Origin of the sequence: Marinobacter sp. EVN1 (assembly GCF_000475375.1) — a bacterium.
Classification (GTDB): Bacteria; Pseudomonadota; Gammaproteobacteria; order Pseudomonadales; family Oleiphilaceae; genus Marinobacter; species Marinobacter nauticus.
On the sequence record NZ_AXCB01000005.1, the window covers coordinates 17,330 to 43,160 of the forward strand.

Here is a 25,831-nt window from a genome sequence, read left to right on the forward strand (position 1 = left end):
TCTTTGTCGGCTCAGGCCTTGCGGCGATACCGGGCCAGCTTGTCTTCATCGATTTCGATGCCGAGGCCCGGGCCCTGCGGCAGGTCAACGCCGTTGTTATGGAAATGCAGCGGCTTGGCCACGATGTCGTCTTTCATCAACAGCGGGCCGAACATCTCGGTGCCCCAGTGCAGGGTTTCCAGGGTCGACCAGGCATGCAGAGAAGCGGCGGTGCCGATGGTGCCTTCCAGCAGGGTGCCGCCGTACAGTCCAATACCGGCAGCCTGGGCCACCGCGGCCTGTTTCAGTGCCTGTACCGGTCCACCGGCCTTGGCGATTTTCATGGCCACGGCACCGGAGAAACCGGCAGCGGCCAGGTTGTAAAGATCTTTGGCATCGGCCACGGCCTCGTCGGCCAGAATGGGCAGATGGAATTTCTCAGACAGACGCACCAGCGCGGCGTGATCCTTCATCGGCGTTGGCTGCTCTACCAGGTCGATACCAGCCGACTGCAATTCGGCCATGCCTTTGGCCGCAGTCGCTTCGTCCCAGGCCTGGTTGACATCCACACGGACACTGGCGCTGTCACCCACGGCTTCTTTAATAGCCGCCACATGACGCACATCGTCCATCACCGGACGGGCACCGATCTTGAGCTTGAAGTCACAGTGACGACGGGTTTCGATCAGCCCCAGGGCTTCTTCGATGTCTTTTCGGGTATCACCGCTGGCCAGGGTCCAGAGCACCGGAACATGCTGATGCAGGGCCCCGCCGAGCAGTTCTGAGACCGGGCGATTCAATCGCTTGCCCTGCAGGTCCAGCAGCGCGGTCTCGATGGCTGACTTGGCCAGGTTGTTACCGCGGGTCGAGCGGTCTAACATTACCCTCAGGGTATTGATGTTGCCGGCAGGCTGGTTAATCAGTTGCGGTTTGAAATAGGTTTCAATCGTAAGCTTTACGCTTTCGGGACTTTCCGGGCCGTAGGCCAGACCACCGATGGTGGTCGCCTCACCGAGACCTTCCAGGCCATCAGAATCCTTCACCCGCACAATCACCATGGTCTGAACCCCCATGGTTGTCATGGATAGCTTGTGCGGGCGGATGGTCGGGATATCGACCAGGATCGCTTCGATGGACTGAATGGTGGCTGACATGGCTGCTCCGAATCGCTAGGTAAAAATCCTGTGATTCGAACACTACGAAGTTTCACCAGCGTGAACCAATATTGATTAAGTAATAACCGATACCCTGGAGGTATGGATGGAGCTGAGACACTTGCGCTACTTCGTCGCAGTGGCCGAAGCCGGCAACCTGACCCGCGCTGCCGAAAAACTGTTTATTGCCCAGCCACCCCTGACCCGGGCCATCAAGCAGCTGGAAGAAGAAGTGGGCGTGGAATTGTTCATTCGCAAGCCCCGCGGCCTGGAGCTGACCACCGGGGGTGAATACTTTCTGGAACAGGCCAAGCAAGTGCTGGACAAGGTTAACGCCACCGTCGATGACACCCGCCGGATTGCGCGGCACCGGAAAACTCTGTTTTCGATTGGCTTCGTGCCCTCAGTCTTTTACGGCCAGCTGCCGCTGATGGTGCGACGGCTGCGGCAGAACAAGAATCTGGAAATCGTGCTGCACGAGCTGAAAACCCGGGAACAGGTTGAAGCCTTGAAAGCGGGCAAGATCGATATCGGCTTTGGCCGTCTGAACATTCAGGACCCGGACGTCGAGCAGGAACTTCTCTTCGACGAACCGATGATTGCAGCGGTGCCAGCCGACCATCCGCTTACTCGGCATCCACCTTCAATGAAAGAGCTCTCAGAGGTGCCTATGATCACCTTTCCAGCGGGTGCCGGGCCGAACTTTTCAGACATTACCCAGGGCCTGTTTCACCGCCGCGGCCTCAGGGTGAATGTGATACAACAGGTCAATGATGTTCAGACGGCGCTGTCGCTGGTGGCCTCTGACATGGGCTTCACCCTGGTGCCAGAGCAGGTGCGCCGTCTGCAACGGGAAGGTGTGGATTACATGCCGCTGGAAGACGACAATATCACCACGCCGGTGATCGCTTCCCGTCGGCGCGGCGAGAACCCGAATGCGGTCATGCGCCTGACCAACACCATACTGGCAGAACTGGTTGAGAACCGGCTGACCGGCCGTTACCCGTAATCAGCGAGCCGTCTGCCGAACCTTGTCGGCCACCAACTGCAGCCTGGGCAAATAGGTATTGAGCAGGGTATCCATATCGACACGGGCCGCGTTGGTACTGATATTCAACGCACCCAACAGTTCTCCGCTGGCGGTAAACACAGGCACCGCCACCGATCTCAGGCCCAGATCCAGTTCCTGATCCACAATGGCATAGCCCTGCTCGCGCACCTTGCTGATTTCTTCACGCAAAGCGTTCCTGTCCGTTAGCGACGACGAGGTGTAGCGTTCAAGCCTGATCCGTTCAAGACAGGCTTCAAGCTCCGGTTCCGGTAACTGCGCCAGCAATACCCGCCCCATAGAGGTATAGGCCGCTGGCAGTCGGGTACCCACCGACAGTGTAATCGCCATCAGCCGGTGGCGCGCGGCCGAACGCACGACATACACCACCTCATCGCCATCCAGCACCGCCAGCGAAGACGACTCTCCCAGCTCCGCCGTGATGTCTTCCAGGTACTGCTGGATCACCGCCCGGTACTGATTGGAGGCCTGATAGGCATAACCCAGCTGCAGTACCCGGGGCGTCAACTCGAACTGCCGGCCGCTACGCTTCACAAATCCCAGAGCGTGGAGGGTCAGCAAAAACCGTCTGGCCTTGGCGCGATCCATATCCGTACGCGCCGCCACTTCGCTCAGGGTCATTCTGGGGTGGTCGGCGTCAAATGCCTGCAGCACCTCCAACCCCGAGGCCAGCGCTCCAACATAATCCCGGTCCCCCGGCTTCAGTATCGATTCGTCCATTCCGGCTCCTTCGCCCTGCAAAGCTCGATATCCGAGCATGGTAACAGCTGGTTCGCACTCCGAACATCCGTGCATTTTTGCCAACTGGTGAAAATTTGTACTTGACGACCCAAAACCAATCGCGCCATTATGTTCGCATATTAAACTTATGTTCGTGTTACGAACTAATCACAGAAGTGACACAGGAGGCACTGCGATGGCCGAGTTTCTTCCCCTCAAGGAAGCGGTGAGCAAATACATCAATAACGGTGACACCGTGGCGATGGAAGGCTTCACTCACCTGATACCGTTTGCTGCGGGCCACGAAATCATCCGCCAGGAAAAGCGCGATCTGACTCTGATCCGCATGACCCCGGACCTGGTTTACGACCAGATGATCGGCGCCGGCTGCGCGAAAAAGCTGATTTTTTCCTGGGGCGGCAACCCCGGCGTGGGTTCCCTGCATCGACTGCGTGACGCGGTGGAAAAAGGCTGGCCTAACAAGCTGGAGATCCTGGAGCACAGCCACGCCGCCATGGCCAACGCCTATGAAGCCGGAGCGGCCGGCCTGCCGCTGGCCGTCTTGCGCGGCTATGTGGGGAGCGACCTGCCCAAGGTGAATGACCAGATCAAGTTCATCGAATGCCCGTTCACCGGAGAGCGCCTGGCAGCGATACCCTCCATTCGCCCGGATGTAGCGGTAATCCACGCCCAGCGGGCTGATCGCAAGGGCAACGTGCTGATTGAAGGCATTGTTGGCATTCAGAAAGAGGTCGTCCTGGCCGCCAGGCGCAGCATCGTCACCGTTGAGGAAATCGTGGACGACCTGGGCGCGTCGGTAAATGCCTGCGTGCTCCCGTCCTGGGCGATCACCGCCATTGCCGAGGCCCCCCAAGGCGCCAAGCCGTCCTATGCCCTGGGCTACTACGACCGTGACAACGCTTTCTACAAGGACTGGGACGGCATCGCCCGCGACCGCGAGACCTTCCAGGCCTGGCTGAAAGAGAACGTTTTCGAGAAAGGAGCTGCGTGATGAGCCTTGAATTTACCGCTTCCGAAATGATGAGCGTCACCGCTGCCCGGGCGCTGACCAACGACATGACCTGCTTTGTGGGTATCGGCCTGCCCAGCGAGGCCGCCAACCTGGCGCGCCTGACCCACGCCCCGGATGTCACATTGATCTACGAATCCGGCACCTTGCAGACCAAGCCGGACGTGCTGCCTTTATCCATCGGCGACGGCGAGCTGTGCGAATCAGCCCTGACCACCGTCTCCGTACCTGAAATGTTCCGCTACTGGCTGCAGGGCGGCCATATCAGCGTCGGCTTCCTGGGCACCGCACAGATCGACCGCTACGCCAACCTGAACACCACTCTGATCGGCGACTACCGCGAGCCCAGGATTCGCCTGCCCGGTGGCGGTGGCGCCCCGGAGATTGCCACTAACGCCAAGGAAGTGTTCATTACCGTGAAGCACTCCAGGCGCACCTTCGTGAAGGACGTGGACTTCGTGACCACCGTCGGCTTCGGCCGTGACGGCAAGGCCCGGGACAAGGTACCGAACATCGGCCGCGGCCCCACCGTGGTGATCACCGACTTGTGCATCCTCAAGCCGGATCCGGAGACCAAGGAGCTGGTGGTCACCTCCCTGCACCCGAATGTGACCCGGGAAGACGTGATCGAGGCCACCGGCTGGGAAATCCGCTTCGCGGACCAGTTGGAAACCACCCCGGCACCAACTGCCGAAGAACTGGAAGTACTGCGAGACCTGAAAGCTCGCACCAATGCTCATCACGCTTCAACTCAATCTGGCCAACAGTAAGGTGCACCATGACTGACGTATTTCTTTGCCACCCCCGCCGTTCCGCCATCGGCCGCTTTGGCGGCACCCTGGCCAGCGTGCGCCCGGACGACCTGGCGGCGCATATCTTCAAGGCCGTGCTTGAGCAGGCTCCGGAACTGGACCCCGTCGCCATCGACGAAGTGATGATGGGCAGTGCCAACCAGGCCGGTGAAGATAACCGCAACGTCGCCCGCATGTCGGCGTTGCTCGCAGGCCTGCCCACCTCCGTACCCGGCACCACCCTGAACCGGCTGTGCGGTTCCGGCATGGACGCCGTGGGCACCGCCTTCCGCGCCATCCGCGCCGGTGAAATGGAGCTGGTATTGGCCGGTGGCGTGGAGTCCATGTCCCGTGCTCCGTACGTGATGGGGAAGGCTGACAGCGCCTTTTCCCGCGGCCAGAAAATCGAAGACACCACCATCGGCTGGCGCTTCGTGAACCCGCTGATGAAAAAACAGTACGGTGTGGACTCCATGCCCGAGACGGCGGAGAACGTGGCCGAACAGTACAACATCTCCCGCGAAGATCAGGATCTGTTCGCGTTTCGCTCCCAACAGAAGACCGCCCGGGCACAGCAGGAAGGCGTCTTTGCCGAAGAGATCGTGCCGGTATCTATTCCACGCCGCAAGCAAGACCCGCTGGTGTTTGACACCGACGAGCATCCCCGCGCCAGCACTCTTGAAAAACTCGCCGCCTTGCCCGCGCCGTTCCGGGAGAACGGCAGTGTGACCGCCGGCAACGCCTCTGGCGTCAACGACGGCGCCGCCGCCATGCTGGTCGCCAGCGAAGCCGCGGTTAAGCAGCATGGCCTCAAGCCCATGGCCAAAATCCTGGGCATGGCCACGGCCGGTGTGGAACCACGCATCATGGGCATTGGCCCGGTACCGGCGGTTCAGAAGCTGCTGAAGAAGCAGGGCATCAGCCTGAATGACATCGACGTGATCGAGCTCAACGAAGCTTTTGCCGCCCAGGGCCTGGCCGTGCTGCGTGAACTGGGCATTGCCGATGACGACCCCCGGGTAAACCCGAACGGCGGCGCCATCGCCCTTGGCCACCCGCTGGGCATGTCTGGCGCGCGCCTGCTGCAGACTGCGGCGCACCAGCTGCAGCGCACCGGTGGTCGCTATGCCCTGTGCACCATGTGTGTGGGTGTGGGTCAGGGTATTGCTACACTGATCGAACGGGTCTGACCGGGCCCGGCTTGAGGAGAAAACATGGCATTTCTGAATTACAACAATCGCACCATTTGCTATCGCCTGCTCGGTGATTGCGAAAAGCCATTGTTGGTGCTGGCACACCCTCTGGGCATGACCCAGGGGGTGTGGGACGACATGCTCACGACACTGCTGGAGCGTTTCCGCGTACTGACCTGGGATCTGCCGGGCCATGGCGCCAGTGCTGCCTGGCCGCAATCCGCCGGAGACATCACCCCGGAAGACCTGGCCCAGGAAGCCCTGGTTCTGGCAAAAGAGGCGGGCAGCACCCGTTTTCATTTTGCCGGCACATCCATAGGCGGCGTTATCGGCCAGCAGCTGGTTGCCGAGCACACTGACCGGCTGATTTCCGCGGTTCTCACCAACACCGGCGCCATCATTGGCACACCGGAAGCATGGGGACAACGCGCTGCCAATGTTCGGGAGAAAGGCCTGGCAGCCATGGCCGGAGAGATCGTGCCCCGCTGGTTCGGACCGAACGCCAGCCGGGAACAGCCGGCGCTGCTGGACGGCTGGAAAGTCATCATGGGGCGGGGCGACGCCAACAGCTATGCCCTGTTGTGCGAAATGCTGGGTAAAGCCGACTTCCGGGAGAGGCTACGGGGCCACAAGTTACCCTTATTGCTGATTGGTGGTTCAGAGGATCTGGCAACACCGCCGGAGTCCCTGAAAGCACTGGCCCAGTTCAGCGGCGCGCCAGAGCCGGTTATTCTGGACGGTATCGGGCACGTGCCTTCCGTTGAATGCCCTCTGATTCTCGCCTCGCAACTCCTGCAAAGCCTGGATTAACCGGGGGCGGGCGAACGCCCGCTCCCCGGGAACTCTGGTTCACTTCTGTCCCATGCCAGGTCAGAAGTGAATCACCGACCGGATGCTCTTGCCCTCGTGCATCAGGTCAAACGCCTTGTTGATGTCTTCCAGCTTCATTTCGTGGGTGATAAACACATCCAGCGGGATCTCACCTTTCTCGGCTTTTTCCACATAGGATGGCAGCTCGGTACGGCCTTTCACGCCACCAAAAGCGGAACCGCGCCAGACCCGGCCGGTTACCAACTGGAACGGGCGGGTACTGATTTCTTCACCGGCACCGGCCACTCCGATGATGGTGCTTTCACCCCATCCCTTGTGACAGGCTTCCAGCGCCGCACGCATCAGCTTCACGTTGCCCACACACTCGAAGGTATAGTCGGCACCGCCGTCGGTCATCTCGATGATGACTTCCTGGAGCGGTTTGTCGTAGTCGTTGGGGTTAACCACATCGGTAGCACCCAACTGCTTGGCAATGTCGAACTTGCCGGGGTTGATATCGATCGCAATGATGCGCCCGGCCTTGGCCATGGTCGCGCCGATGATGGCCGCCAGGCCGATGCCGCCCAGGCCAAAGATGGCGACCGTGGCGCCTTCTTCAACCTTGGCAGTGTTAAGCACCGCGCCAATCCCGGTGGTTACCCCACAGCCCAGCAGGCACACCTTGTCGAGCGGGGCTTCCTTGGGGATTTTGGCCAGGGAGATTTCCGGCAGTACGGTGTACTCTGAAAACGTGGAACAGCCCATGTAGTGATACAGCAGCTGGCCCTTGTAGGAGAACCGGGAGGTGCCGTCTGGCATCACACCCTTGCCCTGGGTTTCGCGCACCGCGCCACACAGGTTGGTCTTGCCGGAGGTGCAGAACTTGCATTTACCGCATTCGGCGGTGTACAGCGGGATCACGTGGTCACCCACTTCCAGGTCGGTCACACCCGGCCCTACGGCTTCAACAATGCCGCCGCCCTCGTGGCCGAGAATGGTCGGAAACAGGCCTTCGGGGTCGGCGCCGGACAGAGTGTAGGCATCGGTATGGCACACGCCGGTGGCCACGATCTTCACCAGTACTTCGCCTTCTTTGGGCGGCGCCACATCCACTTCCACAATTTCCAGCGGTTTGTTGGCCTCAAACGCCACAGCTGCGCGGGACTTGATCACGTTCACTCTCCTGTCGTCCGGTTCGGTCGGCCAGCGCCGACATTGATACTGTTCACAACTCTAGCACGGCTCAGAGCCGTCCGGGCTTTAGCGTCCTATGTCATCAATAGCGGCCAGTACCGCTCTGGCGCCATCGCGGATTTCGGCGATCACCGCCTCGGCATCCTCGGATTGCCGGCGACCTTCCACCGCCACATCCAGAACCTCGGCAATCTGGGTTTCCACGCCACCAGACAGCTCCAGAATGGTGTGAATCACATCGGCAATTTCATCGGTGGCGGTGCCTGTTCTGGCCGCCAGCTTTCGCACTTCGTCGGCCACCACGGCAAAGCCGCGGCCATGCTCTCCGGCCCGGGCGGCCTCAATGGCCGCATTCAAGGCCAACAGGTTGGTCTGATCCGCGACGCCGGCAATGGTATCGACCATTTTCTCGATGCTTTGCGACCGCTCATTCAGGTCGGCAATCAGGGCCCGGGCTTTATCCACGCCCGCTTCAATGCGTTCGGCGGTAGTTTTCGACTGTCGAAGCGCCTCATCCGCCTTGCCGATGATGTTGGCGGTCTGGGTGGCAGTGGATGACGCCACCGCTGCCGCATCCTGGGTCTGCAGTGCCTTTTCCACCCGTTCGGTGATGTCACTGGCAAACTTGATCACTTTAATGACACGACCACCCTCGTCCATTATCGGGTTGTAGCTGGCTTCCAGCCACAGATCACTGCCGTCTGAGCGCAGACGGTGAAAACGACCACTGCGGAACTGGCCACTCGCTAGCTGCTTCCAGAAATCGGGATTTTCCCGGTAAAAACCGGGATCACAGAACATCCGGTGATGCTTGCCCTCAACCTGACTCAGACGGTAACCGGTCGCGGCAAGGAAATTGGCATTGGCGGTGATGATGGTACCGTCCGGCTCGAACTCGATGATCGCCATTGAGCGGTCGACGGACTCAAAGACCGCCTGCTGGTCCCGCAAGTGCTCCTGTTTCTCAGTGACATCCGAGGCAATTGTCATTACCCGCTGAACCCGGCCATCATCCCCGTGCACCGGAAAATAGGTTGCCTCCAGCCAGAGTTGACGGCCATCCTTGCGCCGGCGCCGGAAGGTATCCGTCTGCGCCTGGCCGGCCCGGAGCGCATCCCAGAACTTCCGGTATTCCGCCGAGTTTGCCACTTCACGATCACAGAACAGGCTGTGGTGTTTTCCCACCACCTCTTCCCGGCGGTAGCCCACCACCTCAAGGAAACGGTCATTTACATCCACGATCAACCCGTCCGTGGTAAATTCAATGGTCGCCACCGCGTGGCGGATAGCGCTGTATACAGCCTGGCATTGGCTGGCAAGCGCCTGGCAATCGGCCATGTCTTGCTTTTTCTTTCGGGTCAGGAACATCGTCGTTTACTCTTGCACAGGTCAAAAAGCCACGGACATCCTGTTCTGTGGGTTAGAAGCTCGTTTTGGGCGGCACGTTCCGGAGAATCGTTCTCGTACCGACACGCATATGCATGCGTGCATTATTCAGGGAAACCAAATCCGCACGCAGACGTAAAAATCCGTACAGTCAGTCGTATTCAGAGGGGCATTTACGTTGCATACACTTTACTGGTTTACCCGAGACCTTCGTTTGCACGACAACCCGGCCTTGCTGGCCGCGGCCCGTTCCGACATGCTGTTGTGTGTCTTTGTCGTAGACCCGCGCTGGTTTACCGGTGACCGGTTTCAGTGCCGTGCACTGGGTGATCATCGTTGGCGCTTCCTGTGGCAAAGTCTGATGGCACTGGAACGGAGCCTGCGGCCCCTGGGGCAACGACTTCATATCGCCTGGGGCGAACCGGAAATCGTTCTGCCAGAGCTGGCCCGGGAGCACGACGTGCAGCGTTTGATCCGCTCACGCCTACCCGGCACCGAAGAAGCCGCGCAGTGGCAGGCCCTCAAAACCCGCCTGCCGGAAGTGACGTTTCAGCAGTTCGAAACCTTGGGCATGTTTTCGGAAGGCCAGCTTCCCATGGAACTGGCAGAGCTGCCCGATACCTTCTCGCAATTCCGCAAGCAGGTGGAGAAAGCTGAGCAACCGGACCACACCCTCAGGATTCGAACCGTCAGCGCACTGCCACCACCCCCGGGATTCCCCGAAGATAACCGGGGCCAGTGCCCGCCGATACCGGAACCGATACATCGGTCACCATTCACCGGCGGTGAGGAAGCCGGCCTGGCACAGCTGCAAGCCTTCGTATTCGGACAACATCGCATTGCCAACTACAAGGAAACCCGCAATGCGCTGGACGACTGGGGCTCATCCTCCAAGTTCTCCCCCTGGCTGGCGAACGGCTGCCTGTCAGCTCGGGAGGTGGTTGCCGCCATCGAACAATACGAACGTCAGCACACCCGTAACGATTCGACCTACTGGCTCTGGTTTGAGCTGCTCTGGCGCGAGTATTTCTACTGGTATGCCCTTAAACACGGGGGGCGGTTGTTTAGCCGCGATGGCGTGCAACGTAAACGCCGCCCGGTGACCTTCTATGGCCATCGATTCAAGGCCTGGTGCGAGGGCAATACCCAGTATCCGATAGTCAACGCGGCCATGAATCAGTTACGGGAAACCGGCTACATCAGTAATCGCGCACGCCAACTGGTGGCCAGCTGCCTGATCAATGAACTGGAACTGGACTGGCGTTACGGTGCTGCCTGGTTCGAACAGCAACTGGTGGATTACGACGTGGCCAGTAACTACGGAAACTGGCAGTATCTGGCCGGCGTCGGCGCCGATCCCCGCGGGCTTCGGCAGTTCAATCTGGACAAGCAGGCGCAACAGTACGATCCTGAGGGAGCCTTCGCACATCGTTGGCAGGGAGAGGCTCAACAACCAGTGGGCCTGCATACCGTAGACGCAGCAGACTGGCCAATATCATGACAATACCTGTTAGCCAACCAGAAAGAGTACTGGCCCGGATTCTGGATACCAGCCAGCCAGACACCCTTCTGTATTGCGGCGACACCGCCAGCCGGGTCAGCGAGGTGTGGCACGGGCAACGGGAAGCCGTTCGCTTGCTGGCGCTGGACACCGCGGACCCGAACGCCCGGCTGCCACTGGATTCCGTGCCCGACCTGGCCATTATCACCGACACCCTGGAACATCTCCCCTACGAAGAAGGGGCGCTTTTACTGGGACAGTTACGCAACTATGGCACCCACCAGATTGCGGTACTGGTGCCCCAAACCACAGACTGGGGCTTTACCGACTTCATCGCCCTGGGCTTTCAGCGTCATGCCGATATCGAAAGCGAGAACGGCGCACTCACGCTCTATACCTACAATCTGGATACTTACAATCATAAACGGGCCTGGAACAATCCCGATAACTGGGCCAATCCGGAAATGTGGGGAAAAGCGTGGTGGTAGATACAAATTCGAAATCCTTGAAGCCCAGTACAATCCGAATCGGTACCCGTTACCGTGCGAGCCGGCTCGATGGGCCCTATGATGCGGTAGTGATCGGCTCCGGTATCGGCGGTCTGACCACCGCCGCCTGCCTGTCCAAAGCCGGCTACAAAGTACTGGTGTTGGAACAGCATTACACCGCCGGTGGCTACACCCACAGCTACGCCCGTAATGGCTACGAGTGGGATGTGGGCGTGCACTACATAGGCGACATGGGCGCGCGCCACACCCTCGGCCGCCGGCTGTTCGATTACATCACCGACGGCAAGCTCGAATGGGCTCCGATGGATGAGAACTACGACCGGTTCTTTCTGGGCGACAAAGTGGTCAACCTCAGGGCCGGCAAGGAAGGCCTGAGGCACTCGCTACTGGCGTCCTTCCCGGACGAAGAAGAGGCCATCGACCGTTACCTGGCTCTGCTCGGCAAAGTGGCCGATGGCATGCAATGGTATACCCTGTCCAAACTCTCGCCCGCGCTGGCTGCGCCACTGGTTTCCAGAGGGTTGAAAACGGTACTGCCGGACTGTTTCAACCGCACCACCTATGACGTATTGCGGGAACTCACCGCCAACGAAGAGCTGATTGGCGCCATTACCGGTCAGTGGGGCGATTGCGGGGTGACCCCGAAACAGTCGAGCTTCATGGTGCACGCGCTCATTGCCAAACATTACCTGTACGGTGGTTTCTACCCGGTGGGCGGTGCCTCGGAAATTGCCAAAACCATCATCCCGGTGATTCAGTCCGGCGGTGGTGACGTGCTCACCTACGCCGACGTGAGAGAGATCCTGGTCGAAAAGGGCAAAGCCGTGGGTGTGCGCATGGCCGATGGCCATGATATCCGGTCGCCGCTGGTGATCAGCAACGCCGGTGTGATCAATACTTTCGAACGGCTTTTACCCGAGTCTGTCGCAGACAGCATTGGCTATCCTGGCAGCCGGGAACACATCAAACCCTCAATGCCCCATATCGGCCTGTATATAGGCCTGAAAGGCACGCCCGACCAGCTCGGCTTGCCGCGCACCAACTTCTGGATTTATCCGAGCGCCGACCACGATGGCAACGTGGAGCAATTCCTGAAAGATCCCCGGAACACCTCTTTCCCGGTAGTCTACATCTCGTTCCCGGCAGCCAAAGACCCGGACTACCAGAACCGCTGGCCCGGAACCTCCACCATCGAGATTGTGGCGCCCACCACCTGGGAAATGTTCGAGCCGTGGCAGGGCTCCACCTGGGGCAAACGGGGCGAGGATTATGCGGCTCTGAAGGCTCGGATCACCGAGCAGCTTCTGGAAGTCATGTACGAAAAACTGCCCCAGCTTCGAGGTAAAGTAGACTATGTGGAAACCTCCACACCACTGTCGACCGCCTGGTTCTGCCGCTATGAGCAGGGTGAGCTGTACGGGCTGGACCACACGCCAGAACGTTTCGAGCAACGCTGGCTGAGGCCGAAAACCGACATCCCCGGACTGTACCTGACCGGGCAGGATATTCTTACCTGTGGCGTGGTCGGGGCAATGATCGGCGGGCTGGTTACAACCCTGGCCGTTCGCGGCCTGAAAGGCGCGGGGTTGGCCAAGCGCATTTTCGTGGGTTAAGCGTGGCCAGAGCACTGTGTACCCGCTGCGGCCTGCACCCGAACACCTGCGTATGCGAGGTTTGCGAGCAGGTCGACAACCGCCATCGCGTCATCATTTTGCAGCACCCGTCAGAAGTCGGTCACAGCAAGGGTACTGTGCGAGTACTTCAGCAGTGTCTGACCCGGCTGGAGGTACTGGTCGGCGAGAGCCCTGAGTCGTTTTCCGGTCAAGGCTTGGAGCGCCTGTTAACCGGAACCCGCACCGGACTGCTGTTTCCATGTGCTGACAGTCAGCCCGTGGAGAGCAACGCGGCAGCCCAGATCGACCAGTGGCTGGTTCTGGACGGCACCTGGCGTAAAGCCGCTAAAATCCTGCACCTGAACCCGCAGCTCCGGCAGTTGCCCTGCTTTCATTTCGCTGATCCACCGGCTTCGCGTTACCGTATCCGAAAGGCCCCAAAGGCCGGGCAACTCTCAACCGCAGAAGCCGTCGCCTACCTTTTTACATTGACCGAGCCGGCCACAGATACCGAGCCATTACTCAGAGCTCAGGACGTACTGATTCGAAAACGGCTGGCCTTCGTTCCGGACCACCACAAAACCAAAGACCATGAAGCGCCCGATCCTGAACTCCCAGGAAGTCTCACGAATTATTGAAATGGCCTGGGAAGGTGACGAACCAGCACGATTTCGTTATGTTGAGGCAATCGCTGAGCAAAGTGGTGACAATGTATGGCATGGATCTCAGATAAAACGGCTGCAAACGAGTTGAAAGAGCAAAGTGCCAAGGTTCACAGAGGCGACCTTGAGGTTCTGCTTGAACGACAGAAGGCCGTTGAAGAGAAAGTCAAAAACAGCGGCAGGCTGAATCGTTTCTCTACCGATATCAAGCTGATGTTCTCGCTCATTCGCGATTACTGGTACGGCCACTACCGGGCCATACCCTGGAAGTCCATCGCTGCGGTAGCCGGAGCGTTGCTGTACGTGCTGAATCCGCTGGACCTGATTCCGGATCTGATCTTCGGCTTCGGCCTGGTTGATGATGCCGGTGTGGTTGCCTTGTGCCTTAAACTGGTCGAATCCGATCTGCACCGCTACGCTGCATGGAAGGAGCTTCACTCATCATAGGATGAGGGACCAACCGGGCATTGATTAATAATCAACCAGGGAGTATTCTCCCGCCCCCTTAATCGTCACCTGCACAGTTCTGGAGTTACTGTGGATTTCGCCACCCTTATCGGCCTCGTCGGCGCCATTCTTCTGATTTCTTCGGCCATTATCCTGGGCGCATCGCCAGGCATGTTCATCAATCCGCCATCCCTGCTGATTGTGATTGGCGGTACCTTGCTGGTAGTACTGGCCAAGTTCAGTCTTGCCCAGTTTTTTGACGCCTTCAAGGTGGCAGCCCGAGCGTTCAAATTCAAACTGCCCGAAACTCAGGCCAGCATCGAAGAACTGGTGGAGATTGCCAGCATCGCGCGAAAAGAGGGCGTTCTTGGTATCGAAGGGAGGGAGGTCAGTAGTCCATTCCTGGGCCAGGGTATTCAGATGCTGGTGGACGGACAGGACGGCAACACCATCAAGCAGCTCCTCAACAAGGAACGCCTGATGACACTGGAACACAACCGGTCGGGCGCAAAAGTGTTCACCGCCATGGCAGATGTGGCTCCGGCCATGGGTATGATTGGCACGCTGATTGGCCTGGTGCAGATGCTGTCCAACATGGAAGATCCCAAGTCTATCGGGCCGGCCATGGCCGTAGCCCTGCTGACCACGCTCTACGGCGCCATGATCGCCACAATGATCGCTACCCCCATTGCCGACAAGCTGTCCCTGCGCATGACGGAGGAGGCCCGCATGCAATCGCTCTATATTGATGCCCTCGTCGCCATCCAGGAAGGCACCAACCCGCGCATTATCGAGCAGATGCTGTCCAGCTATCTTTCGCCCAAAGAGCGGGCCAGAAACGGCGATGCGGAAACGGCAGGCGGTTAAACATGGATGATTTGCCAGAAGAGGAAAAGCCCGGGATTCCTGCGTGGGTTGTCACATTTGCCGACCTGATGTCGCTGCTGATGTGCTTTTTCGTATTGCTCCTGTCGTTTTCGGAAATCGACGCCCAGAAGTTCAAACAGATCGCCGGTGAACTCTCCAAGGCCTTCGGGGTGCAGCGGGAAGTGCCTGCGCTTGAGATCCCTCAGGGCACCAGCCCGATCTTCGACAAGTTTTCGCCGGCGCCGCCAGAGCCCACTGTGGTCAATGAAGTCAAACAGACCACCACCGACGTACAGCCCGAAATCCAGACTCTGAAAAGCCCCGAAGAGAAAGCCATTGAGGAATCCATCCAGGAACAGATGGACGCCAACATGGCCCGGATTCTTGAAGTGCTGGAACCGGCGATTCTGGATGGCCGGATCAACGTCTCGGAAGATCAGCGCCGCATCATCATTCGCATTGAGGAGAAGGGCTCGTTTGCCTCAGGTTCAGCCCAACTGACCTGGGAATTCGAAGGCCTGCTTCTGGATATGGCGGAGGTTCTGGCCGACATGCCCGGAGACCTCGCCATTGAAGGCCATACCGATAACGTGCCCATCCGCACCGAACGTTTCTACAGTAACTGGGACCTGTCCGCAGCCCGTGCCGCCGCGGTGGCTAATGTTCTGCTGGCTCGGGAGCAGGTGACTCCGGACCGCATCCGGGTGACCGGTCTGGCCGACACCGAACCACGGGTACCCAACACCTCGCCGGAAAACCGAGCCAAGAACCGACGGGTTGAAATCGTTATCGATCTGTCAGAGCCCATGGAAGAGCAGGAACTGCGCCTTCGCGAGCTGATTCGTTCCGAAAGCGAGTCGCAGGAAGCCATTATTGGCATTGAGCCCGGTCGGGATACGCCCAGCGAGATTACCTGGTAGTAAAACCTTGCCTCGCGCCCTATCCAGATTGGTGCACAAGCCCTTGATGCGCACGCCTCTGGTGCGCTTTGACGCAGATAAATACCTCCCTCGGCGCCCTCAGGTTCTCCAACCCCCCTGCAGTACTTGATATGCATTGTTTTGGAACAGCACTTGCTTAAGTCGCACCCCAACAATGCACAACGGCTCATCAGAAGCCGCGTAATCAAAACACTCAGGAGAAAAACCCGTGGATATCACGAGTGCCGTACACACCCTGACCGAGAGCGCCAACACGCTCTTCATTCTGATTGGCGCCATTATGGTGCTGGCCATGCACGCCGGCTTTGCGTTCCTGGAAGTGGGCACTGTTCGCCATAAAAATCAGGTCAATGCCCTGGTTAAAATCATGACCGACTTCGGCATATCCGCAGTCGCCTATTTTTTCATCGGCTACTACATCGCCTATGGCGGGCACTTTCTCAATGGCGCCGCCGAACTCACCTCCGCCAACGGCTATGAACTGGTCAAATTTTTCTTCCTGATGACCTTCGCCGCGGCCATTCCGGCGATCGTTTCCGGCGGTATCGCAGAGCGTGCCCGCTTCTACCCCATGCTGATTGCCTCGGGCCTGATCGTGGCCTTCGTCTATCCTTTCTTTGAGGGCCTGATCTGGAACGGGAACTTTGGTTTCCAGGCCTGGCTGGAGAACCAGTTTGGTGCGTCCTTCCATGATTTCGCCGGCTCCGTTGTGGTGCATGCTGTCGGTGGCTGGATTGCTCTCGCTGCGGTGCTGCTGCTCGGCGCCCGCACCGGTCGCTATCGCAACGGTCGGGTCGTGGCCTTTGCCCCTTCCAACATTCCGTTTCTCGCCCTCGGCGCCTGGATTCTGACCGTGGGCTGGTTCGGTTTTAACGTCATGTCGGCCCAGACTCTGGACGGCATCAGTGGCCTGGTTGCGGTCAACAGCCTGATGGCCATGGTGGGGGGTATTCTGGTTTCCATGCTGCTCGGCCGCAAAGACCCTGGCTTCATTCACAACGGTCCGCTGGCCGGACTGGTGGCGGTGTGCGCCGGCTCAGACCTGATGCACCCCGTCGGCGCCCTGATTACCGGGGGCGTGGCCGGCGCCATCTTTGTCTACCTGTTCGAGTGGGCACAGGCGAAAATCGAGCGGCTGGATGATGTTCTGGGTGTCTGGCCCTTGCATGGCGTATGCGGTGTCTGGGGCGCCATTGCCTGCGGTATCTTCGGCCAGGAAGCGCTCGGGGGCCTGGGTGGCGTCAGCCTGATGTCGCAGATTATTGGCTCGGTGGCCGGTGTGATCGTGGCCTTTGCCGGCGGGCTCATCGTTTACGGTGCCATCAAAACCATTAGCGGCCTGAGACTGACAGAGGAAGAAGAGTTCAACGGTGCCGACCTCAGCATTCACCGTATCGGTGCCAATGCCGTTGAGTGAGTTTCCGGGCCTTATTGTGCCTGGTAACCGGTAAGCTCCATGTAACCCACGCCGGAATGGCTTCCGGTGACGGAAACCGGGCTCTCCCAATACGGATAGAGCCCGGAATTCCGGTAATCCCCTGCCGGCGCGGAGACCTCAAGGTTCACGTCGAAAGCCGGAAGGGTTATCTGCCAACGGCGCGGATAACCGGCTGGCTGGCCCACAGAGGTCAGCCCGATCTGTTCCGGCCCCAGCGCCACCGGCTCGCCCGTGGCTGGAATCCAAGTACCCGAGCGGAACGCCTGTTGTGTTTCCCGCAACTGGAACAGCATCAGCTTGTCCCCCGAATCCAGATGCAGGGCAAACCAGTCCCAGCCCTGCTGTCCGGCTTTGAGAAACTGGCTGCTCCACTCCCGGTCGAACCACCCAGTGCCCGCCACCGTCAACGTGTCACCCTCAAGGGTAACCGTTCCCTCAATTTTCAGATCTACCAGGCTGAAGTACATGGAGCCTTCGCCACTGGCGGATTTGGCGCTGAAACCGTCGTCACCATGAGCCACAGGATCACCTTGCGGCTGCAACAACAGATCGTAGGACCAGTGTTCTGTAGCGACCGACAGCCGCCAGCCAACGTGTCCGCTCGCTGGCCTCAGGTGCCAGTGATCCAGCCAGACTGAAAAGGGTTGGGCGGTGGCCCCGGCATGCCCGACGTCACCCCTGGCCAGCTTTTCGGCAAAGCGGTGCTGACCGCTGTAGCTCACCGCTGCGTGAGCCATCCAGGCAGCCTCCAGAGGCCAAAGTGCCGGCTTCGGCGGTTCGGATTCAACGGACCTCGGGGTCAAGGCCTGCCGGAACTGCGTCCATTGCAGACCCAGCGGCCCGCCGTTTTCGGTTTCCAGATTCGCGGTGAGATACCACCATTCAATGCGGTGCTGGGGATGAGGGCCGAAATCGGCGGGGAAGGACAGCCGGTCTCCGGGCCCGGGCTGCAGGAACTGAATCTCATGCTCAGATTCCGCCACACCGGCAAGGCCTGCGAATCCGCTCGGCTGTTCTGCTCGATCACAGGCGGTGAGTAGCAGCGCCAGAAGTACGATAACGAAACGATTCATCGTTCCCCTCCCTGCAGCCCGTGTGCGGACTCCGGCGCCGAGGCCGGGCGACGCAGCTGCAGGCGCATCAGCAAGGCAATGCTGAGGCCGATGATCAGAGCCAACACGGCCAGCTCGATCCAGAACCCCGGGTACACCGCCATCGGCAGTGACCAGCCAAAAGCCAGCGGATTGATGCGCTGGACCAGAATCCAGGTGAGCCACACGCCAAGTGGCAGTGCACAAACCAATACCGCAAAAATCAGAGCCAGGGAGACCCGGGTGAGCTGAGTCGCGGCCTGGCGTTGGGGCATACCCCAGACGATCAGCAGGCGAAAATACCAGGCGCGAGTAGAGAGAAAGACCCACACCATCAGCAACAACGCGGCGGCGGCCAGAATCAGCGTGAGGGTAGTCATGGCCCGGGTCAGCAAGAAGGTCTGATCAAAAACATCAGTGGCCAGGGTCCGGATGGCCTGGTTATCCCTCACGGTCAGCTGAGGGGTATGCCAAAGCCGGGCCAGTTGCGCCTCAACCACTTTGATCTCTTCGATGCCCGCGCTTATCGACAGGCTTCGAAAGCGGGCTTCAAAGTCCTCGGGCAAGAGACTCGCCGGCACCAGCACCTCACCGGAGGGCCGCCCGTAATCCGGATAAACGGCCAGCACCGGAGCCTGTAACCGACGGGCGCCAAGCCTGACAATGAGACGGTCGCCTACTGCAAGCTGTTGCCTTCTGGCCAACTGCTCATTGACCATTAGCCCCTCACCCCTCGCCAACGCCTGCCAGGGCGTTTCTGTTTGCGCCAGCAGGCGCCAGTTTTGCACCAGGTGACTGACCGGCCCGAGCGCAAACACATCGACAGGCACCGGCTCCCTGCCTGATGCTGCCTGCACGCTGGCCCGCCCACGAATCACCTGATGCCACAATTCCGGGCTCACCAGCTCCGGCTTTGCCGCCAGCCAGCTTACGGCAGCGGTGATATCCGCCCCTTGCGGTACTTCAATGTAGTAATCCGCTTCCAGCCGTTGCCCCAGCCACTGGTCAAAGGTGTCCTCGAACGTGGTTACCAGGGCATGAACCGCCAGCACCAGTGCCAAGGCAAACTGCAGGGCCACCAGCGGTAACGCCAGCCGACGCACCAGGACTGCGACTTCCTGTAGACGCCAGCGAATCAGCGGATCCCCGGTGTTACGGGCCAGCCAGCGGACAACCCCGGCAATCGCCAGCGGGGCCAGCCAACCGGCAGCGAGAAAAACCAGTGCCACCGCCAGGAACAGCCAGATCAGAGTTGGTGCCCACAGAGATACTGCCAGCCCCAGGGCCAGTAGCACCGCAAAAAATGCCGGTTGCACCCGAGTCAGGAGCGACCCCAACGAGTCCCGAACGCCCGCCAGGCAAGCGGCCACGATCACCGCCACCATGGTCAGGGTTGGCAGCCACCAGTCCTCCCCTCCACCGGCATAGAGCGGACGGTCGAACAGGCCTTCCAGGGCCTGCCCAAAGCCATCTGCCAAAACCAGTGACAGCGCCCGCCCCAACCAAACCCCGGGCAGTATGCACACCAACGCCAGCAGCAGGTTTTCCACCAGCAACAGTCGGCTGAGCTGGCTCCTGTTCACGCCATAGCGATACAGCAAAGCCAGGCTTTCCCGGCGTTGAGCCAGACCCAGAAGGAACACACTGCGCAACAACAACGAGGTAATCAGCAGGACCAGCACTCCGAGCGCATCCAGGTTGAGCAGAAAACTGTCACCCAGCTCTGCCGTGTCCGGCGCAACGGCGAATGCCTGATAGCGGTAGCCCGCCGGTGGTGGCGTCTGACCGTCGGCTTGCGACACCAGCAGAACCAGGGCCGATGCTTCGGCTGAGGCCTGGGCGGCGGCTTCGCTGATATCGACGAAGGGCTTGCCATCGAGTTCGCCCTGCCAGGGTGCTGGCGTGTGTTCCGGCTCGGCAAAGCAATGGGCCGCCAGCGGATCAATGCCCACCAGCCGGCCGCGCCCCGGTACCAGCACTTCCTGCCATGGCATCACGCACAGGCCCTGGCGTCGAAGGGTGACAAAATCCTGCACCGAGACCGGCTGGCCGTCCTCACGCACCACTTGCTGGCGCTCGGCGACAGCGCTCTCGCTCTGTTCAAGGCTGGCCCTGGCCTGGCTGGTGAGGTGATGTATTCCAGTCCAGAGCGCGGTGGCAAGCAGGATCATGGCGGCCAGCGCGGCCAGCTGCAGGGGGTGACGACGATAATGACTGAACAATGCGATGCGGGGAGACATAGGTCTTCAGGGCCCGCCCTGGTGCCCGAGGTCCAACTGATGAAGGCAACGGGCTGCCAGGTCCGCATCGTGGGTAGCCAGCACTAGCCCACAACCATGGCGGGCCTGGAGTTCGAACAACTCATCGGCGACAGTCTCAGCCGTCCTCCGGTCCAGGCTACCGGTCGGGTCATCCGCCAGAATCAGTGCCGGCCGGGTAACAAATACCATGGCCAGCGCAGCCCGCTGGCGTTGGCCACCGGAAACCTGATCCGGATAACGCTGGCCCAGCTCACCAATGCCCAACCTCTGGAGCCAGTCGCCAGCGCTGGTGTCGTCCCGGCCAGCCAGGCGCGCTCGCAACCGGATATTATCCAGCAGGGACAGGGTCGGCATCAGGTTGGCATCCTGAAAGACCACGCCGAGTCGGCTCTGCCTCAATTCGCACCAGGTCCGCTCCAGGGCCTTGCCCGTTGGCGCGCCATCCCCGGCCAAAGGCTGTCCCAACATCGCCAGCCGACCGGAACCGGGAGATTCCAGACCACAAAGAACATTCAGCAGCGTGCTTTTCCCGGAACCGGACGGGCCGGTGAGCGCCAGCGACTCGCCTCGCCCCAGATGCACACTCAGTTCCCGCAACACGGTCACATGCTGGTCGCCGCTCTCGAACTGTTTACTCAGACCGGTGACACTGATCAGGTTATCGGCCATGTTTTCTCCCGGTATTCAGTCGGCAGCCCCCAGAGGTTCTGCCGCACCGTTCCTGCGTTGGGCACGCCATTCCCGGAATTGCTCGACCCAGGACAACAGCGCTGGAATCACCAGCAGCACCAGGAAGGTGGACAGTCCCAAGCCAAAGGCAATCGACGTTGCCATGGGAATCAGGAACTGGGCCTGCAACGACGTTTCGAACAGCAGCGGTGTCAGCCCCCCGATGGTCGTCAAGGACGTCAGCAGCACCGCGCGAACCCGCTGCACGGCGGCCTCATTCAGGGCATCCGTGATGTCCAGCCCCTTCTGCCGTTGCTGATTGTAGAAAGCCACCAGAATAATGGCGTTATTCACCACGATACCGGACAGGCCGAACAACCCAAACAGCGACAGTATGGTGAGCTGCAGCCCCATGACCCAGTGGCCCAGGAGGGCACCGACCAGGGCAAAGGGAATAATCGCCATGACGATCAGGGGCAGACTCCAGGATGCAAACACCCAGGCCAGCACCACATACATCAGGGCCAGGCCGATAAGCAGCCCCGTTTGCATGTCCGCCATGGTTTCGCGTTGATCGGCCGAGCGGCCCTCAAAGCTGTAGCGCACACCGTGGCGACTGGCGATCTCCGGCAAAGGCCCGGACTGCAGGCTTTCAAGAATCTGGTCGGTGGTGGCAACCCGGGTATTCAGCGCCGAGGTGACCTCCACCGCAAGCTTGCCATCGGCATGGCGCAGGGCCTGGAATCCCTGGCGGTGGTCCAGGTTCATCACCTGGGTCAGCGGTACAAAACGGCCATCGGGGATGCGGATGGTCATGCGCTCCAGGGTGGAATATTGTTCCCGTTGCGCCCTCGGCAACTGCACCCGGACTTCCACCTCATCGCGACCATCCTGGTAGATCTGGGCGATCCGGCCATCAAATGCCGCCCGCAACTGTCGGCCCAGATCCACAGTGGTCAGCCCTAGAGCCTCACCATAAGGGCTGACCTGATAGAGCAACTGTTCCCGGCCCCAGGGCATATCGTCTTCCACATCCAGCACGCCCGGCAGGGTATCCAGTGCCTGTGCCACTTCATCCGCTGCCCGCTTCAGGGCCTCTGCGTCATCACCGGTCAGTCGCACATTGACATCTCGCCCGGGCGGGCCGGCCTGACGCTCGTTGATGTTCAGGGCATCGAGTCCGGCCGGCAGCGTCATACGGCTGCGCCATTCCCGAATGAACTCGGCATTGCGCACAGAACGGCTGTCCGAAGGCACCAGCTCCACCAGCATGGAGCCAAGCTCGTCATCGTTCCGGGAACTGCCCTCAGCCCCTTGAGTAGCGCCGTAGGTGGTCACGGCATGGAGTACGAGATCGCCACCCAGGGCCTCCTCCGTTTCAGTGAGTGAGCGCTGCATTTCCCGGATGAAGCGCGCCACCGTGTCCTTATCCGTGCCCGCCACAAAGCTGGCATTGGCGTAGAACACCGATGGTTCCGGCGTCGGGAAGAAATTGAACCCAAGCCGTCCACCGGCCAGCAGGCCGACGGTGACAATAGCCAACGCCAGTGCCGAGGCTACGGTCATGCCCCGGTGCTTCAGGCTGTAGCGAGAGAACCGGCGGAAAGGGCCGTCGCGGAAGGTATCGAACCGTTGCTCAAATTCCCGGCGCAAACGGGCCACGGCGTGAGGGCGTCGCTCTGGCTGATTCTCGGAAACCTTGCGGACAAAGGCATGGCGAAGATGGGCTGGCAAGACCACAAAACACTCCAACAGAGAGGCAATCAACACGCAGATCATCACCACCGGAATATCGCCCAGGATATTGCCTATTACACCTCCCACCACCAGCAGTGGCATGAACGCCGCCACCGTGGTCAGGGACGAAGCCAGTACTGGCCAGACCATACGCTTGGCAGCGCCTTCGGCGGCATAGATGGACTGCTCTCCCATACGGGCATGGGCGTCCGCGTCCTCCCCCACCACGATGGCATCGTCAACGATCACCCCCAGGGCCATGATCAGGGCAAACAGTGAAATCATGTTGATGGAGCCGCCGATCAGCCATAGCACCCCCAGGGCGGCGAGAAAGGCGGTGGGAATACCCACCGCCACCCAGGCGGCGACCCGCCCGGGAAGAAACAGGTAGAGCAGCCCCACCACCAGCACCAGACCACCCAGGCCGTTATTCACCAGCAGGGAAATCCGGTCTTCAATCAACTGCCAGGTTTCGTCGTAAACCTTGATATTTACGGTGGCCGGCAAGGTCGGGCGGGTATCCGTCAACCAGGACTCAAACACCCGCGCGGCGGTCAGGGAGTTGCCGTTTTCCGCCCGCTGAAGCTGCAGCTCTACGGCGGGCATGCCGTTGTTTTCCATGACCGTCTGGTTTTCGCGGGCTTCCTGGCGGATGATGGCTATGTCACCCAGTTGCATGCGGATGCGATCACCGCTGAGCACCGGAATGGTCTCGAAGGCCTGGGGGCTGCGTCGCTGCTCCACCGCCCTCAGCTCTCGGGTGGCATCCTGCTGAGCCATCATCCCCGCCGGCAGGTCACGGGACAGCGACGCCACCCGATCGGCAATCTGTTCCAGCGAAAGGCCCAGGGATTCCAGCCGCTCCACCGGCACATCAATACTGATCTGCTGCTCCGGCAGGCCCCGGAGCGTGACCCGGTCGATGCCCCGGTCCAGTAATTCGTCCTCAAACCGGTACACCAGCTGGCGCAACTCGGCCCGGTCGACATCACCGTAAACCAGCAGCCGGGCCACCGGTTCGTACCGTTCGACCCTGGCCACCTGCGGTTCTTCGGCATCCGCCGGCAAGTTGTTGAATTCGTCGACCTGCTGGCGCACGTCATCCACTGCCTGTATCGGGTCGGTGCCTTCATGGAATTCCAGGGTAATGGACGACACCCCCTGCGCCGACGTGGAGGTCATCTTCTTGAGGCCGTCGACGCTGCGCAGACGCTGCTCCAGCGGATCGGTAATACCGCGCTCCACATCCTCGGCCGACGCACCACTCCACACCACCCGCACGCTGACCACATCCAGGGCGAAAGTAGGGAAGAACTGGATATTCATGCGAGTCAGGGCCATTACGCCACCGAGCAACATCACCAGCATCACCAGATTGCCGGCCAACCGGTGATGGACAAAAAAGCCGATCACACCCTTTTTGCGACTCATGAGGCCGGTGCTCCCTTGCTATCCGCCAGCTTTACTTTCAGGCCGGTGATCGCATTGGGCAGGTGGGTGGTGATCAGGCGCATGCCCGGTTTCAGGTGTTCACTGGCTATCAACAACCGGCGCTCGCCATTCTCGCTGAGTGCCTCGCCAACCCGTTGCACCGTCACCCGCTGCATCCTGTTATCATCAGTCATGATGTAAACACTGTCGGCCCCGTACAGTGCACTGAAGGGTATGGGAATCAGGTTGTCCCTTGCTGGCCGCTGCAGCAGCAGTGGCTGCAAGGCCCCGGGCCGCAAGGCTCCCGATTCCCCGTTCAGCTCCAGCACCGCCTCGGTACCGGCCGGATCAGACAGGCCAGCAAACCGGACCAGCTCAAAGCGCTGGCCGGAATCCTCGGTGGTAGCCGTTAGTGTTGCCCCCTTGGCCAGGGCATCCACCAACTCGCCGAGATACATCTGCGGCACCCGCGCCCGGACTTCCAGCCCCTGTATCGGATAGATGCTCAACAACGCCTGATTGCGGGATACCTGATCGCCAGCCGCCACTTGCAGGTTGGTGACCATACCGTCAAAAGGCGCTGTTGATACCGCCCGCTCACCGTCCAGTTCTGCCGTGGTCAGACTGGCCCGGGCCTGCGACAACCGGGCTTCCAGGCTTTGCAGCCGGGCCGGATGCTCGGCTATGGCCCGCTCCCGGATACGAAGGGTCAACTCCGCCCTCGCCAGCGCATCGGTGGCAGCCTCAAGGCTTTCGCGGGAGGCCAGGTTACGCTCAACCAGCGACTGAATACGCTCAAACTGGCGACGGGCGTTGTCCAGAATGGCCTTTTCACTCTCCAGGGATCGCTGATCGTTGCGGTATCGCACCTGTTCGGACCGCACCTGCGCCTCCAGGTCGGCGACCTGGGCCCGGGCCTGGGCAAGTACCGGCTCGATATCGGCGGAATCCAGCGCGATCAGCAAGTCACCTTCGCTCACCTGCTGCCCTTCCCGTACCGGTAACCGGTCAATACGCCCGGCCAGAGTGGCGGTGATGGTCTGCAGATCCGGCGCTACTACCTCACCATACAGAGGCAACACCGGGGTCGCTCGAGTGGGCTTGACCTTCTGCACCTGCACCAGCCAGCTACGCTCGGTGGCGGATACTTCCGCCGGTTCCGGCCGGGTTGCCTTCAAAAGCAGGAAGCCGGCAATACCCAGGGCGATCATCAACAGGGGAAGCAGTTTTCTGGACATGGACAGTCAATACTCTGATTAAATGAAAGTGCGCGAAGGCAACGAATTTACTATACAATTTTCAACAGGTTCCGGATTACTCCGGCAGGTTTCCCGGCTT

General features: G+C 60.3%; 22 protein-coding genes and 1 pseudogene. 13 read left to right on the forward strand and 10 right to left on the reverse strand.

Annotation, left to right across the window (positions count from 1 at the left end; all coding sequences use genetic code 11):
* Positions 1-11: 11 nt before the first annotated feature.
* The gene (locus tag Q674_RS22240) at positions 12-1,133 is read right to left on the reverse strand and encodes a muconate/chloromuconate family cycloisomerase (RefSeq protein WP_023007758.1); all 1,122 of its coding nucleotides are present in this window, start codon (positions 1,131-1,133) and stop codon (positions 12-14) included.
* Between the two features lie 106 nt (positions 1,134-1,239).
* On the opposite strand from Q674_RS22240, the gene Q674_RS22245 reads away from it, so the two are divergent.
* Positions 1,240-2,142, forward strand: a complete 903-nt coding sequence (locus tag Q674_RS22245; RefSeq protein WP_023007759.1) for a LysR family transcriptional regulator — start codon at positions 1,240-1,242, stop codon at positions 2,140-2,142.
* Here the strand turns inward: Q674_RS22245 and Q674_RS22250 are convergent, their stop codons facing one another.
* On the reverse strand, positions 2,143-2,922 hold the full coding sequence (locus Q674_RS22250; protein ID WP_023007760.1) for an IclR family transcriptional regulator C-terminal domain-containing protein: 780 nt from the start codon (positions 2,920-2,922) through the stop codon (positions 2,143-2,145).
* Positions 2,923-3,118: 196 nt separating this feature from the next.
* On the opposite strand from Q674_RS22250, the gene Q674_RS22255 reads away from it, so the two are divergent.
* The 4 genes from Q674_RS22255 to Q674_RS22270 are packed head-to-tail and all read left to right on the forward strand — an operon-like array spanning position 3,119 to position 6,746.
* Positions 3,119-3,934 carry a CoA transferase subunit A gene (locus Q674_RS22255; protein WP_023007761.1) on the forward strand — a complete coding sequence of 272 codons (816 nt, stop codon included), beginning with the start codon at positions 3,119-3,121 and terminating at the stop codon, positions 3,932-3,934.
* Positions 3,934-4,722 carry a CoA-transferase subunit beta gene (locus Q674_RS22260; protein WP_023007762.1) on the forward strand — a complete coding sequence of 263 codons (789 nt, stop codon included), beginning with the start codon at positions 3,934-3,936 and terminating at the stop codon, positions 4,720-4,722. The genes Q674_RS22255 and Q674_RS22260 overlap by 1 nt, the downstream gene beginning before the upstream one ends.
* 8 nt (positions 4,723-4,730) lie before the next feature.
* Positions 4,731-5,933, forward strand: a complete 1,203-nt coding sequence (gene pcaF / locus Q674_RS22265; RefSeq protein WP_023007763.1) for a 3-oxoadipyl-CoA thiolase — start codon at positions 4,731-4,733, stop codon at positions 5,931-5,933.
* A 24-nt stretch (positions 5,934-5,957) separates the two neighbouring features.
* A complete protein-coding gene (locus Q674_RS22270) occupies positions 5,958-6,746 on the forward strand; it encodes an alpha/beta fold hydrolase (protein WP_023007764.1) in 789 nt (262 codons plus the stop codon).
* Between the two features lie 60 nt (positions 6,747-6,806).
* Here the strand turns inward: Q674_RS22270 and Q674_RS22275 are convergent, their stop codons facing one another.
* The 3 genes and pseudogenes from Q674_RS22275 to Q674_RS41635 all read right to left on the reverse strand — a co-directional run.
* On the reverse strand, positions 6,807-7,919 hold the full coding sequence (locus Q674_RS22275; protein ID WP_023007765.1) for an S-(hydroxymethyl)glutathione dehydrogenase/class III alcohol dehydrogenase: 1,113 nt from the start codon (positions 7,917-7,919) through the stop codon (positions 6,807-6,809).
* Between the two features lie 87 nt (positions 7,920-8,006).
* Positions 8,007-8,573, reverse strand: a complete 567-nt coding sequence (locus Q674_RS41630) for a methyl-accepting chemotaxis protein (RefSeq protein WP_264650060.1) — start codon at positions 8,571-8,573, stop codon at positions 8,007-8,009.
* Positions 8,547-9,308: pseudogene (locus Q674_RS41635) on the reverse strand (PAS domain-containing protein); the annotation flags it as partial. The pseudogene Q674_RS41635 and the gene Q674_RS41630, both read right to left, overlap by 27 nt.
* A gap of 196 nt (positions 9,309-9,504) precedes the next feature.
* On the opposite strand from Q674_RS41635, the gene Q674_RS22285 reads away from it, so the two are divergent.
* From Q674_RS22285 to Q674_RS22320, 8 genes are all read left to right on the forward strand, one after another.
* Positions 9,505-10,827: a DASH family cryptochrome gene (locus Q674_RS22285; protein WP_023007767.1), complete on the forward strand. Its 1,323-nt coding sequence runs from the start codon at positions 9,505-9,507 to the stop codon at positions 10,825-10,827.
* A complete protein-coding gene (locus Q674_RS22290; protein ID WP_011783872.1) occupies positions 10,824-11,315 on the forward strand; it encodes a DUF6231 family protein in 492 nt (163 codons plus the stop codon). The genes Q674_RS22285 and Q674_RS22290 overlap by 4 nt, the downstream gene beginning before the upstream one ends.
* Positions 11,306-12,949 carry a phytoene desaturase family protein gene (locus tag Q674_RS22295; RefSeq protein WP_023007768.1) on the forward strand — a complete coding sequence of 548 codons (1,644 nt, stop codon included), beginning with the start codon at positions 11,306-11,308 and terminating at the stop codon, positions 12,947-12,949. The genes Q674_RS22290 and Q674_RS22295 overlap by 10 nt, the downstream gene beginning before the upstream one ends.
* Before the next feature lie 2 nt (positions 12,950-12,951).
* Positions 12,952-13,587: a tRNA-uridine aminocarboxypropyltransferase gene (locus Q674_RS22300; RefSeq protein WP_023007769.1), complete on the forward strand. Its 636-nt coding sequence runs from the start codon at positions 12,952-12,954 to the stop codon at positions 13,585-13,587.
* A 75-nt stretch (positions 13,588-13,662) separates the two neighbouring features.
* Complete coding sequence (locus tag Q674_RS22305; protein ID WP_023007770.1) at positions 13,663-14,058, forward strand: YkvA family protein; 396 nt, start codon at positions 13,663-13,665, stop codon at positions 14,056-14,058.
* Between the two features lie 90 nt (positions 14,059-14,148).
* The gene (gene pomA / locus Q674_RS22310; protein ID WP_014420230.1) at positions 14,149-14,925 is read left to right on the forward strand and encodes a flagellar motor protein PomA; all 777 of its coding nucleotides are present in this window, start codon (positions 14,149-14,151) and stop codon (positions 14,923-14,925) included.
* A 2-nt stretch (positions 14,926-14,927) separates the two neighbouring features.
* Positions 14,928-15,845: a flagellar motor protein MotB gene (locus Q674_RS22315; RefSeq protein WP_023007771.1), complete on the forward strand. Its 918-nt coding sequence runs from the start codon at positions 14,928-14,930 to the stop codon at positions 15,843-15,845.
* A gap of 229 nt (positions 15,846-16,074) precedes the next feature.
* Positions 16,075-17,283: an ammonium transporter gene (locus Q674_RS22320; RefSeq protein WP_011783865.1), complete on the forward strand. Its 1,209-nt coding sequence runs from the start codon at positions 16,075-16,077 to the stop codon at positions 17,281-17,283.
* Positions 17,284-17,294: 11 nt separating this feature from the next.
* Here Q674_RS22320 and Q674_RS22325 read toward each other — a convergent pair whose 3' ends face one another.
* From Q674_RS22325 to Q674_RS22345, 5 genes are read right to left on the reverse strand one after another with little or no spacing between them, the layout of a single operon-like run.
* On the reverse strand, positions 17,295-18,377 hold the full coding sequence (locus Q674_RS22325) for a lipocalin-like domain-containing protein (RefSeq protein WP_023007772.1): 1,083 nt from the start codon (positions 18,375-18,377) through the stop codon (positions 17,295-17,297).
* Positions 18,374-20,635 (reverse strand): FtsX-like permease family protein, encoded by a 2,262-nt coding sequence (locus tag Q674_RS22330; protein ID WP_023007773.1) that lies wholly within the window; start codon positions 20,633-20,635, stop codon positions 18,374-18,376. The genes Q674_RS22325 and Q674_RS22330 overlap by 4 nt, the downstream gene beginning before the upstream one ends.
* Before the next feature lie 6 nt (positions 20,636-20,641).
* Positions 20,642-21,325, reverse strand: a complete 684-nt coding sequence (locus tag Q674_RS22335; protein ID WP_023007774.1) for an ABC transporter ATP-binding protein — start codon at positions 21,323-21,325, stop codon at positions 20,642-20,644.
* A gap of 15 nt (positions 21,326-21,340) precedes the next feature.
* A complete protein-coding gene (locus Q674_RS22340; protein WP_023007775.1) occupies positions 21,341-24,493 on the reverse strand; it encodes an efflux RND transporter permease subunit in 3,153 nt (1,050 codons plus the stop codon).
* Positions 24,490-25,731 carry an efflux RND transporter periplasmic adaptor subunit gene (locus Q674_RS22345; protein WP_023007776.1) on the reverse strand — a complete coding sequence of 414 codons (1,242 nt, stop codon included), beginning with the start codon at positions 25,729-25,731 and terminating at the stop codon, positions 24,490-24,492. The genes Q674_RS22340 and Q674_RS22345 overlap by 4 nt, the downstream gene beginning before the upstream one ends.
* Positions 25,732-25,831: the final 100 nt, after the last annotated feature.